The organism is Sphingobacterium spiritivorum, from assembly GCF_016724845.1.
Taxonomy (GTDB): Bacteria; Bacteroidota; Bacteroidia; order Sphingobacteriales; family Sphingobacteriaceae; genus Sphingobacterium; species Sphingobacterium spiritivorum_A.
Genome location: NZ_CP068082.1, coordinates 1,397,595 through 1,415,774 on the forward strand (window position 1 = coordinate 1,397,595; position 18,180 = coordinate 1,415,774).

The 18,180-nt window shown below is 38.7% G+C and carries 14 protein-coding genes; 6 read left to right on the forward strand and 8 right to left on the reverse strand.

Features of this window, described 5'->3' with window-relative positions; genetic code table 11:
* Window positions 1–91: 91 nt before the first annotated feature.
* The 6 genes from I6J03_RS05750 to I6J03_RS05775 all read left to right on the forward strand — a co-directional run bounded on the left by I6J03_RS05750 (window position 92) and on the right by I6J03_RS05775 (window position 7,769).
* Complete coding sequence (locus tag I6J03_RS05750; RefSeq protein ID WP_232279739.1) at window positions 92–1,846, forward strand: RagB/SusD family nutrient uptake outer membrane protein; 1,755 nt, start codon at window positions 92–94, stop codon at window positions 1,844–1,846.
* Window positions 1,847–1,879: 33 nt separating this feature from the next.
* Window positions 1,880–2,935, forward strand: a complete 1,056-nt coding sequence (locus tag I6J03_RS05755) for a DUF5017 domain-containing protein (protein ID WP_003008181.1) — start codon at window positions 1,880–1,882, stop codon at window positions 2,933–2,935.
* 423 nt (window positions 2,936–3,358) lie between these two features.
* On the forward strand, window positions 3,359–4,753 hold the full coding sequence (locus I6J03_RS05760; RefSeq protein ID WP_003008183.1) for an alpha-L-fucosidase: 1,395 nt from the start codon (window positions 3,359–3,361) through the stop codon (window positions 4,751–4,753).
* Between the two features lie 18 nt (window positions 4,754–4,771).
* Entirely contained in the window at window positions 4,772–5,866 is a 1,095-nt protein-coding gene (locus tag I6J03_RS05765; protein ID WP_003008185.1) for a glycoside hydrolase family 43 protein, read from the forward strand.
* Complete coding sequence (locus tag I6J03_RS05770) at window positions 5,853–7,214, forward strand: family 43 glycosylhydrolase (protein ID WP_003008186.1); 1,362 nt, start codon at window positions 5,853–5,855, stop codon at window positions 7,212–7,214. The genes I6J03_RS05765 and I6J03_RS05770 overlap by 14 nt, the downstream gene beginning before the upstream one ends.
* A gap of 81 nt (window positions 7,215–7,295) precedes the next feature.
* Window positions 7,296–7,769: a GAF domain-containing protein gene (locus I6J03_RS05775; RefSeq protein WP_003008188.1), complete on the forward strand. Its 474-nt coding sequence runs from the start codon at window positions 7,296–7,298 to the stop codon at window positions 7,767–7,769.
* 43 nt (window positions 7,770–7,812) lie between these two features.
* On the opposite strand, the gene I6J03_RS05780 is transcribed toward I6J03_RS05775, so the two are convergent.
* The 8 genes from I6J03_RS05780 to hisH all read right to left on the reverse strand — a co-directional run bounded on the left by I6J03_RS05780 (window position 7,813) and on the right by hisH (window position 18,180).
* Window positions 7,813–9,033, reverse strand: a complete 1,221-nt coding sequence (locus I6J03_RS05780) for a DUF3999 family protein (RefSeq protein ID WP_003008190.1) — start codon at window positions 9,031–9,033, stop codon at window positions 7,813–7,815.
* Complete coding sequence (locus tag I6J03_RS05785) at window positions 9,017–11,527, reverse strand: DUF2339 domain-containing protein (protein ID WP_003008192.1); 2,511 nt, start codon at window positions 11,525–11,527, stop codon at window positions 9,017–9,019. The genes I6J03_RS05780 and I6J03_RS05785 overlap by 17 nt, the downstream gene beginning before the upstream one ends.
* A gap of 298 nt (window positions 11,528–11,825) precedes the next feature.
* Window positions 11,826–13,769 carry an RICIN domain-containing protein gene (locus I6J03_RS05790; protein WP_003008193.1) on the reverse strand — a complete coding sequence of 648 codons (1,944 nt, stop codon included), beginning with the start codon at window positions 13,767–13,769 and terminating at the stop codon, window positions 11,826–11,828.
* A 616-nt stretch (window positions 13,770–14,385) separates the two neighbouring features.
* Window positions 14,386–15,303, reverse strand: coding sequence for a WD40 repeat domain-containing protein (locus tag I6J03_RS05795; protein ID WP_003008196.1), 918 nt, complete (start codon window positions 15,301–15,303; stop codon window positions 14,386–14,388).
* Window positions 15,304–15,370: 67 nt separating this feature from the next.
* Complete coding sequence (gene hisIE / locus I6J03_RS05800) at window positions 15,371–15,955, reverse strand: bifunctional phosphoribosyl-AMP cyclohydrolase/phosphoribosyl-ATP diphosphatase HisIE (RefSeq protein ID WP_003008199.1); 585 nt, start codon at window positions 15,953–15,955, stop codon at window positions 15,371–15,373.
* Window positions 15,956–16,060: 105 nt separating this feature from the next.
* Window positions 16,061–16,813 carry an imidazole glycerol phosphate synthase subunit HisF gene (gene hisF, locus I6J03_RS05805; RefSeq protein WP_003008201.1) on the reverse strand — a complete coding sequence of 251 codons (753 nt, stop codon included), beginning with the start codon at window positions 16,811–16,813 and terminating at the stop codon, window positions 16,061–16,063.
* A 3-nt stretch (window positions 16,814–16,816) separates the two neighbouring features.
* Window positions 16,817–17,569 (reverse strand): 1-(5-phosphoribosyl)-5-[(5-phosphoribosylamino)methylideneamino]imidazole-4-carboxamide isomerase, encoded by a 753-nt coding sequence (locus I6J03_RS05810; protein WP_003008204.1) that lies wholly within the window; start codon window positions 17,567–17,569, stop codon window positions 16,817–16,819.
* 17 nt (window positions 17,570–17,586) lie between these two features.
* Entirely contained in the window at window positions 17,587–18,180 is a 594-nt protein-coding gene (gene hisH / locus I6J03_RS05815; RefSeq protein WP_003008208.1) for an imidazole glycerol phosphate synthase subunit HisH, read from the reverse strand.

Sequence of the window (18,180 nt, forward strand, 5' to 3'; positions counted from 1 at the left end):
AAGAATTATGAAATATCCTTATTACATAGGTTGACCTAACTTCAACAAGTATAATGTGGATATGCTACATGATTTTAAAAAATATATACATATGAAATATTTAATCCAATTCTTCTCTGCACTGTATCAGAATGGTCAGAGAAAGGCAATACAGATCTTCTTTTACATCTTTCTGTTTTCCTGTATCGGATGTACAAAGTTCCTGGAGACCACTCCACAGGATTTTGTAACACCAACTAACTATTACACCACAAAAGAAGAACTCAATTCTGCTCTCGCAGGTGTATACGGTCCTTTAGGGCTTTACGAGGTGTACGGGGAACTGCTATCCATTCAGTCTCAAGGAGTTACTGATGAAGGGTACGCCACTTATTTTTCAGGTATAGCCAACGATGTAGCTATGAATCTTCAGACCTACACACATAACAAGATAAATGCGTTCTGGCAACATTGTTATACAGGTATTGAAAGAGCTAATTTATTGCTTGAAAATGCAGATAGAGCTACAGCGGATCCTAAGTTCATCACCACAGTAAAGGCAGAAGCTAAATTTATGCGGGGATATTATCACTTTTTACTCGCTCAGTATTTCGGTGGTATACCCATAAAAATTGAAGCCAGCAAAGACCCTAATAAGGTAAATTTTCCACGTGCAACAGAAAAAGAGGTGTACGAACAGGTATTAAAGGATATGACGGAAGCTGAACCGGATCTTGCGGATATTAACGCCCCGGAATTAAAATCTGCATCCAGCAGGGTCTCAAAATCGGCGGCTCAGGGCATTTTGGCCAGAGTATGCCTGAAGATGGCAGGATATCCGCTTTATGATAAAGCCAAGTATGCAGATGCTCTTTCGTGGGCTAAAAAAGTACAGGCTTCAGGTTTTCACACCTTACTTACGGACAAAGATTCCAATCCGAATATAGTCAATTTGAGGGGATTACCGCTGCAATATAACGCGACGAATGGTAATCCTGCCTATACCAATAATGGTTATGCCCAAATCTTTTTAAATGAAGTGACTAATCGCTACGATGTAAGAGAAAGTATATGGGAAGCAGATTATTTTATACAAGGTATAGCCGCAGGTAAAACAGGATATATAGGCTCACAAATCGGACTTCAAAATGCGAACAATGACCCTATCTACGGCAGAACTGCGCCCACTATCAATGCTCAACAATATCTGTACAGCAAATATGCTCCGGGAGATCTCAGACGAGACTGGGCTATAGCGCCCTATGCTAATCAGGGAGACGGAGGTGCTGCAGGAGCACCTCGCCGCTCCTTTTACAATGCATCCACCCAATTGCTAAACCGCTCCGTTGGTAAATGGAGAAGAGAATATGAACCTTTAGGTCCTGGCTTTAATACCAAACCCAACTGGTCCACTCAAATTAATTTTCCTATCTTAAGATATGCGGATATTTTACTGATGATATGTGAGGCTGAATTCATGTTGAATGGTCCCTCACAGACAGCACTGGATGCCATTAATCAGGTACGGAGAAGAGCATATGGCAAAGACTTGAATACACCGGATCCGGCTATTGATCTGACAGCAGGAACACTTACATTATCAGAGATACAGGATGAAAGAGCCAGAGAACTTTGTTTTGAAGCACTTCGCAAAACAGATCTTATCAGATGGGGAATATATCTGCAAAGAATGCAGGAACTTATAAACTTCAACAATACGAAAGGAATACCCAACGATGGAAATCTAACAAATGCTAACCGTGCCGCATTGAATGCACTTGCCGGAGGAAACAAATTCTTACTATGGCCGATTCCCTCAGGCGAAACACAGGTAAATAAAGGAATAACACAAAATCCGGGATATTAAATAATAGAAACAGCTATTTAAATGTGATAAGATATGAAATCAATAAAAAAAATAATGGGATTCCTATCAGTGTTACTACTGATCTCATGCGAAAAAAATATATCGCCCAATCCGATTAGTTTTGATGTAGATATATTCAATAATTCAGATATTAAGACTACAAAGTTTAAAGTAAATGATACGCTTAATTTTAAATTTTCAGGCAATCCCGATCGCATTACTTTTTACTCAGGAGAAACAGGACGTATGTATATAAACCGAAATAAGACAACAGATCCTTCACCAAATAATACGTTAAGATTTTATACTAACCGGGGAAATGCAGGCACGGACAAATTACAACTGTTGTATACTACGGACTCTATTCTATATACACAGTTTAATAACAAAGATTCGATTGCTATACCTTTAGCCAAGTGGAAAGATATTTCAGACAGGGTGACCTGGGCAACGGGAAACAGCAATATGCAATCCGGAGATATTAGTCTGAACACGGAAGCAAGTACCGGATCAGGTAAAATCTGGTTAGCTTTTAAATATACCGCGCCGGCAGGAGCCGGGCAAGGTACGTGGACAGTAGGCAACATCGACTTGCGTCATTATGTGGGTGATACATATTACACCTTGTTAACCTCAGCTATTGTTATACCTACAGCATTTCCAAGCTATACAGTAAGTCCCGGCTGGGGAACTGTCAATGTAACCAATCCCCTTTTAAAATGGACATTAACAGGAGGCAGTAGCGGCAATACAAGTATCGGTCAAAGCCTTTCCTCAAACTTTAGTACCCAAAGTTTTACAATACGCGGAAACACAAACTCAACAACATCCCTTCAAACAGAAAGCTGGATTGTAAGCGGCCCCATAGATTTAAAAAGAGTCCTGCCGGATTACGGGGTTTCAGTTAAAAATAAAACGGAGAATGCTGAGAATGTATCCAAAGGTTTTTATGCATCACCAAAGGCCAATTTTACATACAGTTTTACCAAACCCGGCTCTTATGAGATGGTTTTCTATTCTCAAAATGATACTGGTTTTGGTGAGATCTCCACAACAAAAACAATAAAAGTTGAAATCGTACCCAGATAAATGCATAATATCCGCCAGAGAATCAACTAATAGTGATGCTTCAGGTATGATCATTACATGAGTATAATAATGGGATTGTTACATAGTAGCGATCCCATCTCTGATTGTATATGATTCCACAGAAGATGATACACTCAGAATCTACATCGTTTTCGCAATAAAAATTTGCTTTCAAGTAATATTTAATATATTATTGCAATCGGTTGCATTATACAAATGCAAAATCACACAACTAAATTAGATCGCTTCAGTCACTTTAATGCTTGTTTACCATAACTAGAGAATATTAAATTATTATTTGACTTTAGTATCTGTTTCACCTTTTTAAGTGAATAATTTTAACCTCAAAATCCAATTAGAAGCGAAATATTATACGGTCTTTTACTTTAAATATACTCATACCATGACATATTGGCTTAGCATATGAAAAAAATAAAATTGATACTCATCCTCATATACATTAGTGTCAGCTGGCCCGGATCAGCACAAGAATTTATTCAGGCAAAATCTGAAACCTATGTTACACCTACAGATCCGGCAGTAATAAAAAAACTGGAACAATGGCGGGATTTAAAATTCGGAATGTTTATACACTATGGATTATATACGGAGGCAGGTGCAACCGGTTTGTCCAATCAAGGTTCTTCATGGTCGCTGACCAATATGCCTTTTGTACAAAGAGATACTACTATAGAGTACTCCGATTTCAAGCAAAAATATTTTTCACAAATCAACAGCTTTAATCCTCAAAAACTCAACCCGGAAAAGCTGGCAATACTTGGTAAAAAAGCAGGAATGAAATATCTGATATTCACGTCAAAGCACCACGACGGATTTAACCTGTTCGACACCAGACAAACCAATTTTTCCATTATGCATGGGGCATATAAGAATAATCATAATGCTAATATACTGAAGTCTTTTTTCGAGGCATTTCGTAAACAAGGTTATATGGTTGGTGCTTATTATTCTAAACCGGACTGGCATTCTTCCTACTATTGGTGGGATAAATATCCGACGAGCAATGGTGGGGAAAATTACAATACCAGGGAATATCCTGAACGTTGGGATAAATTTATTCAGTTTACAAACAATCAGGTGGCCGAACTGACGAATGGTGATTATGGAAATGTAGATATACTGTGGATTGACGCATGGGGTCAGGAATGGGGAATGAAAAAGAAAGCTGAAATAGCGCGTAGCAAACAACCAGGAATTTTAATTATAGAAAGAGGAACTCCAGGCACCGGATACGAAGACTATCAGACGCCAGAGCAGGGTATTCCGAAAGCGCAAATGTCCCATCCATGGGAAAGCTGTATTACTTTAGGAAAAAGGTGGTCTTACGTCCCTACAGATGAACAACACTTTAAATCATCCGCACAAGTCATTCATACTCTGGTAGAAATTGTAGCTAAAGGAGGTTCCCTATTGCTTGGATTTAGTCCCAAGGCGGATGGAACAATAGCGCAAAGCATCGTTGAAAGACTGGAAGAAATAGGTAATTGGACATCCAGAAACGGAGAAGCCATATACAATACACGCAATACTGAAATATATCATCAGGGCAATACCTGGTTTACCCAAAGTAAAGACGGTACAAAAATATATGCAATCACAAATCTGGAAGAAGGTAAGGCTATCCCCTCAACACTAACATGGCAAGGAAATGAGCCTGCAGAAGGATCAGTTATAAAATGTCTGCAGACAGGTGAAAAAGTTGCTTGGAAAAAAACGGAAAACAGAATTGAGATTACCTTACCTAAAGAACTGCCTAACAATTTGCCTGCTATATCCTTTGTATTAACAAAAATTTAATTTATAAAATTAATAATCATGAGAAAGCAAAAAATCCAAAGATTAATTCCACTATTACCTTTTATAGGAATATTCTTTTACATGCATTTTTCACTATATGCTCAGGAAAAACAACCAAAATTTGAAAACTCGATATCAAAACCGCTCATACGGAATATGTATACAGCAGATCCTTCTGCCCATGTTTTTAATAACAAAATATATATTTATGGTTCGCACGATATAGAAACAGATGTTGCTGAAAACAATAGTGGTGATCACTTTCAAATGAAAGATTACCATGTATTGTCCATGGATAGTCCTACAGGAAAAGTCACAGACCATGGAGTAGCATTAGCTGTTGAGAATATTCTATGGGCAGGTAAGCAACTTTGGGCACCCGATGTGGCATATCGCAATCATACCTACTACCTTTATTTTCCATTAAAAGATAAGAAAGGAGTATTTCGTATTGGTGTCGCCACATCCAAACACCCACAAGGTCCTTTTAAGGCCGAAAAAGAACCTATCAAAGGAAGTTATAGTATAGATCCGGCCGTATTTAAAGATAATGACAACAGCTTTTATTTGTATTTTGGAGGTATCCATGGGGGACAGTTACAGCGTTGGAAAAGCGGTACATATGATAAAAATGTTTCCGACAGTAAAGACGGACAAAAAGATGAAGAACCGGCACTTACAGCCAAAGTAGCCAGACTAACTCCCGATATGAAGCAATTTGCAGAGGAACCAAAAGATGTAGTTATATTGGACGAAAAAGGTAATGTTATACGAAGTGAAGACCACGACAGACGCTTCTTCGAAGGTTCATGGATACATAAATACAATGGAAAATATTACTTCTCCTATTCTACTGGCGATACACATAAATTAGTGTATGCAACAGGCGATTCGCCTTACGGACCATTCACCTATAGAGGAGTAATTATGCTACCTGTAATAGGCTGGACGACACATCATTCCATTGTTGAATTCCAAAATAAATGGTGGTTGTATTATCATGATACAGAGCTATCTGGAGGCAAAACTCATCTAAGAAATATTAAAGTAACCGAACTAAAATATAACAAAGACGGCAGTATTATAACTATTGATCCCTATGGCAAAAAGTAAATTAATAAATATAGCACTAATAGGCCTGACGCTATTGATAAGCAACTCTGTAAGGGCTCAAAATCCGATTATCGGTATTCCAGGAATATCAGATCCTCATATAAGAGTCTTTAACAATAAAATATACCTCTATTCGGGACACGATGATAAGCCAACCGATACGACCTGGGTAATGAAAGACTGGCGGATATTTTCGACTACAGATCTGATAAACTGGAAGCTCGAAACGGTAATCTCCCCTGAAGATAATTATATGGGAGCACAGTCTACAGACTGCTGGGCCGGAGATGCCGCTGAAAGAAATGGAAAGTACTATTTCTATTTTTCGGACAGGAAAAGAAGTATAGGCGTAATGAAGGCCGATTCTCCTGATGGGAAATATATCGACGCACTGGGCAAACCTCTGGTCGCACCTATGCACGATCCAACCATTATTACAGACGATGATCCAAACAAAACACCCTATTTGGTATATGGAGACAAAGAAGGTGGAGGCTATCATATCGCTAGGCTAAATGATGATATGATATCGCTTGCTGAAACACCCAAACCTATCACAATCACAGGTGAAGGATGGGAAAAAGTCGGCGGTTGGATGGATAAAAATTATATTTTCAAATATAAAGATACCTACTACCTGAGCTGGGGAACGGAATATGCGGTGTCCAAAAACATATATGGCCCTTATACAGGAGCCGGATCTACTGGAAAAGGTCATCATTTAGGTGTATTCGCTCACAGCAGTTTTTTCTGGTGGAAAGGACAATTTTACCATGCATGGTGCTATTACCTTAAACAAGGTTACAAATTCAGATCAACGATTATTACCTATTGCCATTTTGATGATCAGGGGCGCCTTGTAACGGACACAGACTTTCTGGACAAGCACTTTACTAATGGAGTTGGACAGTATGATGCAGGTTGGCCTAAAATAGAAGCCGAATGGTTTTATGAAAAAGAAAGCCTTACCCGTAAACAATCATCTGCTGATGGTGGCTTTGAAATAGCCGGAATGCATAATGGCAGTTGGATTCGTTTTGCAAATGTGGACATGACCGGCAGCAGCAAACAGTTTACTGCACACTTAGCAGGTCTGTCACCAAAAGGTAAATTGGAAGTACGTACAGGTAGCATAAGCGGTCCCTTGATCGGTACAATAAAATCCGTTGCAAATAAAAGTAAAGGCCCGAATCAATATCAGATCTTATCCTGTAAAATCAATCCGCCAAAAGGTAAAGCTGATATATTCTTAGTGTATACCGATGTTGACAAAAAAGCAGCTCTATCGCTGGACTGGATCAGTTTTAACCACAAAACGTATTCACATCATGTCGGCAACAAAAAGTAAACAAAGCAATGCTTATGAAATCTTAATTTTAAAAAACACAATACTCCAAACATTTTGTAATTTTGTGGAGCAACAACAAATATGGCAGAAGATCTAAATATACTCACAGGAAATAAAGCAGAACAGTACAAAGGATTAATCCCTCAGATAGAGGCTTTAATCAGTGGAGAATCTAATCTGATCGCTAATCTTGCGAATATCAGCGCTGCACTCAAAGAACAGTTTGGTTTCTTTTGGGTTGGGTTTTATCTTATCGAAGGTGAAGAATTAGTTTTAGGTCCCTTTCAGGGACCGGTAGCATGTACCCGTATAAAAAAAGGAAAAGGTGTTTGTGGAGCAGCCTGGGCAAATGAACAGACACTTATTGTCCCTGATGTAGATAAATTTCCCGGACATATCGCATGCAGCTCGCTATCCAAATCAGAAATAGTTATACCCGTACGTGCAAACGGAAAAATCATTGCTGTCCTGGATGTAGATAGCGACAGCCTGAATTCATTCGATCAGGAAGATGCCCTATATTTAGAAAAGATTCTCTCTTTTATAACTGCGTAATTCAGACCAAGTATTTACAAATAATAGCTTATAGCTTCTGTTCTTACTTCTTATTAACATCTTTTAAAAAACCAATGGCAAAATAGCATATCACAATGATAGCGATGACCATCCCACCCCATAGCAGGATATTACCAAAAGTTTTTTTCCAGGCCTCATTCTTAATATCTCCGGTTCCCGGTTTTATTGATTTCAACTTGCTTACCGTCAATACCGGAAGCTGATCATTGGCATTATTCTTAAATAAAGAAAGATCATAATCCGGAGCTTTAAAAGCAGAGTCTATAACGATGCTATATTGCTTGCCTGCTGCAACATTAGTAACAATATTTAAAGCTGTTTGTCCCAAAGAAAGGCTATCAATTCGCAACGGAGGGCTATCCAGATTCTCTATCTGAATATAAAAATCCTTTACAAACAGACTGGGGATTACCATATGAGTATTAGCCGGACTCAATTCATACTGTCCGATCTCCACAAGCTGATCCTCCCATCTGTTACGCTTCACCTGCACCAGCTGACTGGCAAGTACAGATACTTTACGTTGATACAATTTCGGATCAGAAACAGACAAAGACACATAATCAATAATCTGAAAGTCAGGCAACATCACATGAAGAATAGAATTTTTATTTTCTGACTTCATATCGAATTTAACTCCCTGAACAGGCTGATATGTGGCGGCTGTTTTGACGCTTTCATAACGTCCTACCTCTAGCACATTGATCGGACTGGAACCTTTATCCCGAATCATAATCTTCAGATATCTGTAGTTATTCAGTGGAAAAGTAATTTCCTGATCTTTAAAGGTCTGATCCGATCCGACCAGATTGTCCAACAACTGATTCTCTGAAAGGCTGAACCAATTTACTGAGTCATTACTACCTGTCAGCGTATACCTCTTGCTGCTATTGCTGTTTGCAATTCGTAAAGAGATTGAAGTCCAGGTTTCCAGTTTTGTATTTTTGATGACCAGAGTGGTCACACTATCCGCTATAGTTTCTTTTTTGACGATAGTCAACGGTATAAATTTGTCCCCTGCAGATGCATACACAAATTTTACAAACGGCACTTCCTGCCCCCCGTTATCTCTGATTCGGATTTTTGAAATATCATTACCAATGACAGAACGAATACCTGAAGGGATTTTAAACTGATAGTATCCCTCCTTTTTATTTCCTTCCAATGTGGCACTGTATTGCTGGCCATACACCTGGATAACTGCAAAAAGGCAGCCTAAAAAAATACTAACTATTCTCTTCATGAGGAAGTTCTTTATTATCAACTACAATTAGTTTTTTAATTCTTTGGTACACAAAAGAGATAACCAGAATAAGTACACCCAGTAATATAAATGCGATGATTTTACCGGTCTCGGATACATCCTTAATATCGTACAAAAATAATTTGAGAATAGTAACACCCAGCAGAGAAAGTGCTGCTATCCGCAACATTCTCCAGTCCTGTTTGATCCCCAATATCAGAAACACAAATGAAAGTACTCCCCATGCCACAGGGAACATAACCTTGAATACCATATTCTCACGTGAATGGTAAATATCAAAAGTTTCAGCGAACGCAAGAGTATGAACACTAAGCTCTACACTGCATATAAATACCAGTACAAATACAAGTGGCCACACCAGCAGCTTATGTCTGAAATATGTATTAGCAACATTTAATATAGTGTCTTTTACCATCCGGTAAAGTTGGAAGATCAGACAGATAAGAATCGGATAGTGTAAAAAGAAAGCAAGATACCTGCCTTCTACTTTATTCAGCCGGTTCAACGTTTCTATAAAAGGAATACGGTGTACAAATACCAGATATGCTGCAATATTCAATATAATCAGCGCATAGCATAAGATGCGGGGCAGTACAGGAGTATCAGATTTAGTCCCGTAATAAACCAGTACGGACGCAAAAACAAAATGTGTCAGGGCAATACATGCCATTACAGACCCGTCATTAGACATCCGGTTAGAAGCCTGATAAGAGACTTCTAATATCAAAACAACGTAACTCAGTGCAATTGCCACACCCACTACTATCCGCCTGTAATCAACAGGGTTAAAATCCACATTAAAGCTCAGACGTTCGACTTCATCACTTTGCTTAAATAAACGATAGGATACATAATAAGAAGCAACGACAAGTAGTCCGGTCAGGAATATCTCATTCAGCCCTATAGCCATCACTGTATCGGAAGGCACATAATCAATGGTCCAGTCTATAAATAAACTGAGGATGACCAATACCTGCAGGATTATTCCGAACGCATAGTAAATGGTAAACCTTGACTTCTTCGCCAGCCAGAGTAATATCACAGCTTCACAAGCCCAGAACGCAGTAATATAGTTGCCTTTAAACTGGATTGGAATAGTCACAACGGCAAACAGCAAAGTCAGACCAATCAGGAGATATACAATCTCTTCGCTCAATTTGTATTTCCGGTATATGGTCACCGCAAATACAAGATTGTACACAGCCAGTATTAATGAAAACAGTCCTTTATAGTCCGAATTCCAAACAGATAGAATAGCGAGACCGAAACTGAAATACAGGAATGTGTTCACCAGGATAATAATAAGTTCCCACTTGGTAAACTTGTTCTTGAACCTGACATTATTGATAATAAAGGCAAGACTAAAAATAAGGAAGAACAGCGTCAGATAGCCAAACGCTCCGGCATAAGTAGCCTCTTTGGTAAAATCCGTCTGAAAATACCATCCGGCATAGATCATAAAAGTCGCCACAAAAGCTACAAAATTGACCCAGTTCCATCTTTTGAAATACGATACGCTAAGCATTCCTATGTTCAGAATAGAAAGATAGGTAAAGAGTACATGATAATTACCCTGACCGGTACTCACCATAAACGGAACTGCAAATCCTCCGATAATTGATAAGATAGCAAGCTCCTGACGGTCATAAAGCAATGATACAAAGATACTGAATACCGTAATCAGCACCATTATTCCGAATGCCAGCGATTGACTGAAGAGATGATAATCATGGAATGCAATTCCAATCGTCAGATAGAATACGCTGACCGCTCCTGCCACAAATACAGAACTGAAGGCTGCAAATTTTCGGCGTAGAAAGTGCGCGACCCCCATCAGAAGACCTCCGGAGAATATACCTATCCCCACACGCCCTGCTTCATTGATCCAGTCTCTGTCAATTGCAAATTTGACAAAGAAACTTATACCTAATACCAGAATCAGTATCCCGATCTTATTAATGAGGTTTTCACCGATAAATTTCTCCAGATCCGGGTTATTTTGTTTGAATCTTTCAAACCAGCTAAGGGTAGGTCCATCAACAGGACTTACATAATCAGAAACTTCATTTGGAACAAACACATCCGTAGGTTCAGGATTCGTATTGACCAGACTTCCCACCTCATATCGCCCTGTTACTTCTTCCGGTTCCTGAGGTAATGCCGGAAGCACAAGCTCAGGTTCAGTTTCACTTATACTCTCCGTTATATCCTGAGGAATAGGTGGCGGAATATCGACTTCAGGTGTCTGCAATACTGGAGTTTCAGTTTTTTCTTCTGCAGGAGCAACAGAATCTCCCGCAATAGGAAGATCAGATTCATCCAGTTTCCGTATGATCTGATCCATTTTCTTCTGGAGTTCAAACTGATGCTCCTGAAATTTATAAAGCCCTTCGTTAAGGCCCTTTAATTGATTTTTGGTACTTACAATAAAATAAATAACAATGACAATTAAGGCAAACCCCAAATATTCCATATTTAATCCGGTTAGGTTAGTAATAATTCTAACAAACCAAATCTAACCAAAAACATTTAAAAAATTTAACGATTCTTTATAGAAGCAGATATTTGTAATTAAAATCCATTTTACCAGTTTGACAACATAAACTTCAGAGATATTCAAAACCATTGACGCCAAGAAAGATAATAATTCTTGGCGTCAGGAATGGAACATTGTCCAAACTTACTTAGATAAAAAAACAGTGATAAACCTGATTATCTCCTCTTATATTATTTAATGAATTATAGCATAATATAAGGGACTTATTCAGTTCTTAATATTTCACAAGTTTGAATCTTTGATTATTATTATTAGTCGTTTTGGAAATCTGTATTTTTGCTCCATTAGTTGTACTGCTATTCAATACTTCTAATAGTGATGATGGAGCACAGGCTGGTGAAAGGGTATAGTATCCACTGCCTGTTGAAGAGATTTTCCATTTTTGTCCATTGACATTTACATCATCCCAAACCTGTATCTGAGTTCCATCCACATTACTACCTCCCGAAACATCTAATACTTTTGTAGTTGAAGGATCCGGCAGTATTTTATAATATCCATTGCCAACATTAACAAATTTCCATTTTTGCTGAGCATTACTTCCCCATAATTGTACTTTAGTTCCGCGAGAGGGTTCACCAACTCCCGGCATGTCTAACAGACTCGTATTATTTAATGCAGAGACCATTTCATATGTTCCTATCGTCAGATCCGGAACAGTTAAATCTCCTGTTAGTCCTGTAGTTGTAACAAATTTGAAAAAAGGTGCACCGTTTGCAGGTGGTTTCATCTCCAGACTGGTTGCTCCTACATTCTGAACATCTTCGGTATAGATCGCAGGACGGACATCACTTGATGAATAGCTCGTAGTAACATTGTCTAGTGTAATATTTTTAGCGTGCCGGATATATAATCCGTATGCAGGTAAAGTACCCAGCATAGTATTCTCAGGATAATTTTTTTGGTTTTCAGGAACTACACGGTTAGCATCCGTAGTAGTGCCCCCTCCCGAACTTGTCAAACTAACATTTTTTAAGACGATATTATTTACATAATATCCCGGAAATCCGGTTATGGAGCTACTCATCTTAGATTCGCCACGTGCTGTAACATTACTAATCGTAACATTCTGCATTTTCCCTGGCAAACCTAGTCCATCAGGATTCTTACGGCTTCGGTCTCCAAGTTTAATAAAAATTGGTGTTTCCACACCGCTTATTTGAATATTATCACAAAGTACGCTGTCAATTACTCCTCCATCGACCGCCTCTATTGCAATTCCCGATTGACCATAAACTCTTGGATACAGATGAAGGGGTGGTTTTGATACTTTACAGTTCTGTACCTTAATATTTTTAAATCCTGCTGAAGAAGCTGTTCCAAACTTTATGCCGTTACAATTTGTTGTTATAGTACAGTTGTCAACGGTCACATTCCTACAGGCTACCGGAGACTCACTTTTCAGGCAAATTCCGTCATCTTGAGAATTGATGGTACAATTTCTTATTGTTACATTCTGACTATCAACATCAATACCGTCATTGTTAAAGTTTGCGAAACTATATACATTAATATGATCTATCACTACATTTCTGCAATAAACATAATATTGAGTCCAATATGCAGCATTTGTTAGATTAATATCTTTTACCGTAATATCATCACAGTTGGCAAATTCAATAATCTTAGGCCGTGTACCATCCTCTTTGCCGTTGTTTTGAAACTCGGAACTCTTCCCTTGCCCGTCTATAGTACCTGTACCACTGATACCTATATGGTTTGCATCCTTTGCATATATTAATGCCCGGTTATTAGTGCTATGATATACCGATGTATTTAGGGGATAATCACTTGCTCTCGGACTTCCAAAGAGCGTGCCCCCTGACTGAACGTGAAGAGTCACACCTGTTTTCAGGTGGATCGTCCCACTAAGAAAATTACCTGCTGGAACAACAACCAATCCTCCGCCAGAGGTGGCACAGGAGTCAATTGCACGTTGAATAGCTTTCGTATTAAGCGTTACTTTATCTCCCACAGCCCCGAAATTGGTGATAAGGAAAGATGTACTGTCAACAGGGCCACCAGCCATCAACTGTGTCGTATTCAATGGTCCTGATGAAATATCGGTTTCAATATCGCTTTTTTTGAGCAGATCTTTACTGCAGCCAAAAAAAAATGGAATAAGGAGTAGGCAACATAGCCCATTTAAATGTTTCATTATTTAAGTTTTTATAGTGTGAAATTGTATTTATAAAAGATTAAACAGAATAAACGCAAGCAAACAGCATAGTTGTACTTAAAACTTATTACAATCATTTTTATTCGCAGCTCATTCTGCGGAACTTGATATTATTGATCATTATTAACAAAAACAGATCTAATTCAGTACAACCTGTTGATTCCGTTAAAATAATATAGCTAGTGTGTGTTGTCTATGTAATCTCTTCTTATGAATTTCAATCCCGATGCTATATCCTGAGCTTTCAGATATGAAAAATTTAACTGACAATGATCAGGTTATTGACTATCCGGTTTAGAAAATTACCAGAAGGCCACGTAAATGAAATTGATTCTCTTAATTAGTTATGTGTGATTACTTTCAACGAATCAAATATAGTATTTGATGGTTCATCTTGGATTAAGATAATGCTGAAAATTTACGAAAACGTTTCAGTGTATAATTCACATTAACACCGTCTCTATAAAAAAGATATAGTTGGTTTAGGACCTTATCCTGCAGGATTTTGTGAAAAGTTTAAAGAAAAACATCCAACAATTATGGATGTTTTTAGATGAAAAAAAACAGTATAATCTTTATGAAATAGAAACAACTTTTAAATACTTACTTTCCAGATACGTACAATTTTATCATCTCCTCCTGTAATAAAATACTCACCGTCTGCTGTCCACAGTCCAACATTTATAGACAGGTGATGACTTTCATATCCTTTATCACGACTCACATTCTTCAGAAGACCATACGTTTCCTTATCCCATATCTTAAACGTCTTATCCCTGCTGACTGTTGCAAAAACAGGCGCTGTCGGATGAAACAATATACCATACACGGTAAACATATGAGGAATATAAGACAGTTGCTGAGAAAGATCAGCAGTATTCCAGACCACCAGCTTGGCATCTCTTCCACCGGAAAATAAATGCCGGCCTTCCGGATCAAAAGATAAAGAGGTGACAGGCATATCGTGCCCCTGCACTTTAGCAAGGAGATGATAAGCTTCCGCATCGTAAAGATGAATATTACCTGCTTTATCCCCAAATGCCAGCTGCTTTTCATTAGCAGATACTGCAATCACACGGATAATGGTTTCTGAAATCCTGAACTGGTATATTAAGTTAAAATCAAGAAGATTCCACACATACAACTGACCATCCTCTCCTACAGCAATTAATTCCTGCTTATGGGTTAAGGCTTTGATACTGAAAACGGCTCCTTTGTCCACTTTGAGACGAACCACCAGCTTCTGAGCATCTACGTCTACAATCATAATGGAGCCGTCACGAAGACCTATGGCCAGATAAGCAGTATCAGGAATAAGATAAAGACAATATACAGATGCACCTACAGCACAAAGAATACGCTTAAATGCACCAGTCTGCAGATCCCACTCCACCACCCCTTTATCATTACCTGCGGTAAATAAAGTATGCGGAAAGAAACCATTTTCTATCGCAAATATTTGATTCTGATGTCCTGTCAGCACAGTTGCCAACTCCGTAGATATTCTATTCATAAAAAAAGTGCCGGACACAAATGTACGGCACTTTGAAGACTATTATGTCATGTAAGGATAACTTTGCTTATTGGTGTCTGGATTCCAGATTTTTAGCAATCGTTTCCAATGAAAATCCTTTTTCTCTTAACAATACGATTAGGTGAAACAACAAATCAGAAGTCTCATCGATAAATTCTTTGTCGGTTTCGGTCAATGCTGCAATAACAGTCTCTACCGCCTCTTCTCCTACCTTTTGAGCAATCTTGTTGATCCCTCTGCTACGCAAACGGTTAACATAGGACTCATCAGAAGGATGCTCAAAGCGATTACTCACAATACGTTCCAGTTCGAATAAGAAATTCTGATCGTATTCTGTCTTGAAGCAACTACGGCTTCCCGTATGACAAGTCGGTCCGTCAGGGCGTGCTTTGATCAGCAGTGTATCCTGATCACAGTCAATATGATAACTGACCACATGTAGAAAATTCCCGCTTTCCTCCCCTTTTGTCCAGAGCCTGTTCTTACTTCTGGAGAAAAATGTTACTTTTCTTTCTGCCTGCGTTTTTTGCCAGGCCTCTTCATTCATATACCCCAACATCAGCACTTCTAATGTCTGTGTATCTTGTACTATGACCGGAACAAGTCCGTCACTTTTAGAAAAATCTAGCATCTTTTAATTTAAAAAAGTTAAAATTAAATAGTACAACCGATAATTTCGGACCTATTGAAATAAATAGCTCCTGTATCTTTTACTTTTAATTTTCGTATTATCATTTTACCGGACAGTAATACCGTTGGCTCTTAACGTATTTTTCAATTCAGGAATCAAAATTTCTCCATAATGAAAAACCGAAGCTGCTAATGCGGCATCGACTCCTGTTTGTTGAAATACTTCCGTAAAATGCTCTTGATTTCCAGCACCTCCGGACGCAATCAGAGGAATACTGATCATAGCATTAATTTTTTTTAGAAATGCACAATCAAATCCATTTTTAGTGCCGTCATGATCCATTGAAGTCAACAGTATTTCACCTGCTCCCCGGTCCTGAGCTTCACGAATCCAGTCTTCTGTCTGGATTTCCGTTTTGATACGACCGCCGCTAAGATGAACAAAATTTTGACCTTCTGTATGTCTGGTATCTACTGCTACAACTACAAACTGCGCTCCGAAAGCAGCCGACATCTCATTGATCAGCTCCGGACGGCGCACGGCAGCTGAATTAATCGAAATCTTATCTGCTCCCGAATTCAACAGGACTTCCGCATCACGGATCTCATTGATTCCGCCTCCAATGGTAAACGGAATATTTACCTGTCTGGCGACCGCTTTTACTAAATCTATAGTCGTTTTCCGGCCTTCATGTGTAGCCGTAATATCAAGAAAAACCAGTTCATCAGCCCCCTGTTCAGAATACGCATACGCCAGTTCAACAGGATCCCCGGCATCACGCAGGTCAACAAAATTGACCCCCTTAACCGTCCGACCGTCCTTCACATCCAGACAAGGAATGATTCGCTTTGCTAACATGTACTAAAAACTGATTAAAGATTTCAAATTCCAATCCTGAATCTCTTCGATCGAAATACGGTTTTCATAAATAGCTTTTCCTACCACACAGGATTCCATTCTCCCAAGCTCCTGCAATTTGCGGATATCGTCCATGGAACTGATACCTCCTGAACCGATAAGTTTAATAATAGGCGAATGATCCAAAAGTTTCTTATACAATTCGACACCTGCACCGCCTAACTTGCCGTCTTTGCTGATATCTGTACACAGAAAACGGTAGAAACCCAATGCCAGGCACTTATCAATATATTCGATCAGTTTGATGGGCGAACTTTCCAGCCATCCTGAATACTTGATCACCTCATCCAGTACATCTATCGCTATAACGATATGATCTGCATACTTTATTTTTCCTTCATTAAGCGTGCTTAATTCTTCCAGAAATTCAGGATTAGTGATGGCCTGCGTACCTACGATGACACGAAATACACCTGCATCAATCAGTTCTTTTACTTTTTCGATACTACGGACACCTCCGCCGTATTGAATCTTCATTTCAGTTTTGCGGATGATATTGAATAAATATTCCTGATTACTGAAATCTCCCTTTGCACCATTCAGATCGATGATATGCACCAACTCAGTACCATTTGCATGGTATCTGTCTATTTGTTCTTCAAGGCTTATATCGTAAGTCGTTACATCGTCATAATTTCCTTCGCGTAGACGAACTACTTTTTTGTCCAATACATCGATTGCTGGTATGATATACATAGTAAAATATTTTGTTTCTAATTTATCTTTGAAAAATTCAATAATAACTGCTCTCCGGCCTTACCCGATTTTTCAGGGTGAAACTGGACTCCATAAAAATTTCCTTTTGACATTGCTGCCGAAAACGGAACATCATACTCGCATTTTGCAATGGTATAATCTTCGTGATATTCAATAAAATACGAATGTACGAAGTAAAAATACGCATTATCTTCAATATGGAGGAATAGCGGGTTACCTTTAGAAGGCGATATGCTATTCCAGCCCATATGCGGAACCTTCTGCGCTATACGTTCTCTGAAATGTAACGTCTGGATCGGAACGATCTTCAGTAATTCGGCATTACCTTCTTCCGAAAAATCCGTCATCAGCTGCATACCTACACATATTCCCAATACCGGTTTTTTTATCTTATGGATATGTTCAGATAAGCCCGATTCCCGCAGCTTCTGCATAGCAGCACCCGCATGTCCTACTCCCGGAATAATAATACGATCACATTGATTGATCTCTTCAGGCAGGTTGATCATCATATACGAAAGTCCGACTCTATCCAGTGCCGCTGTCAATGAAAATATATTCCCTGCCCCGTAATTGATAATTCCTATCAT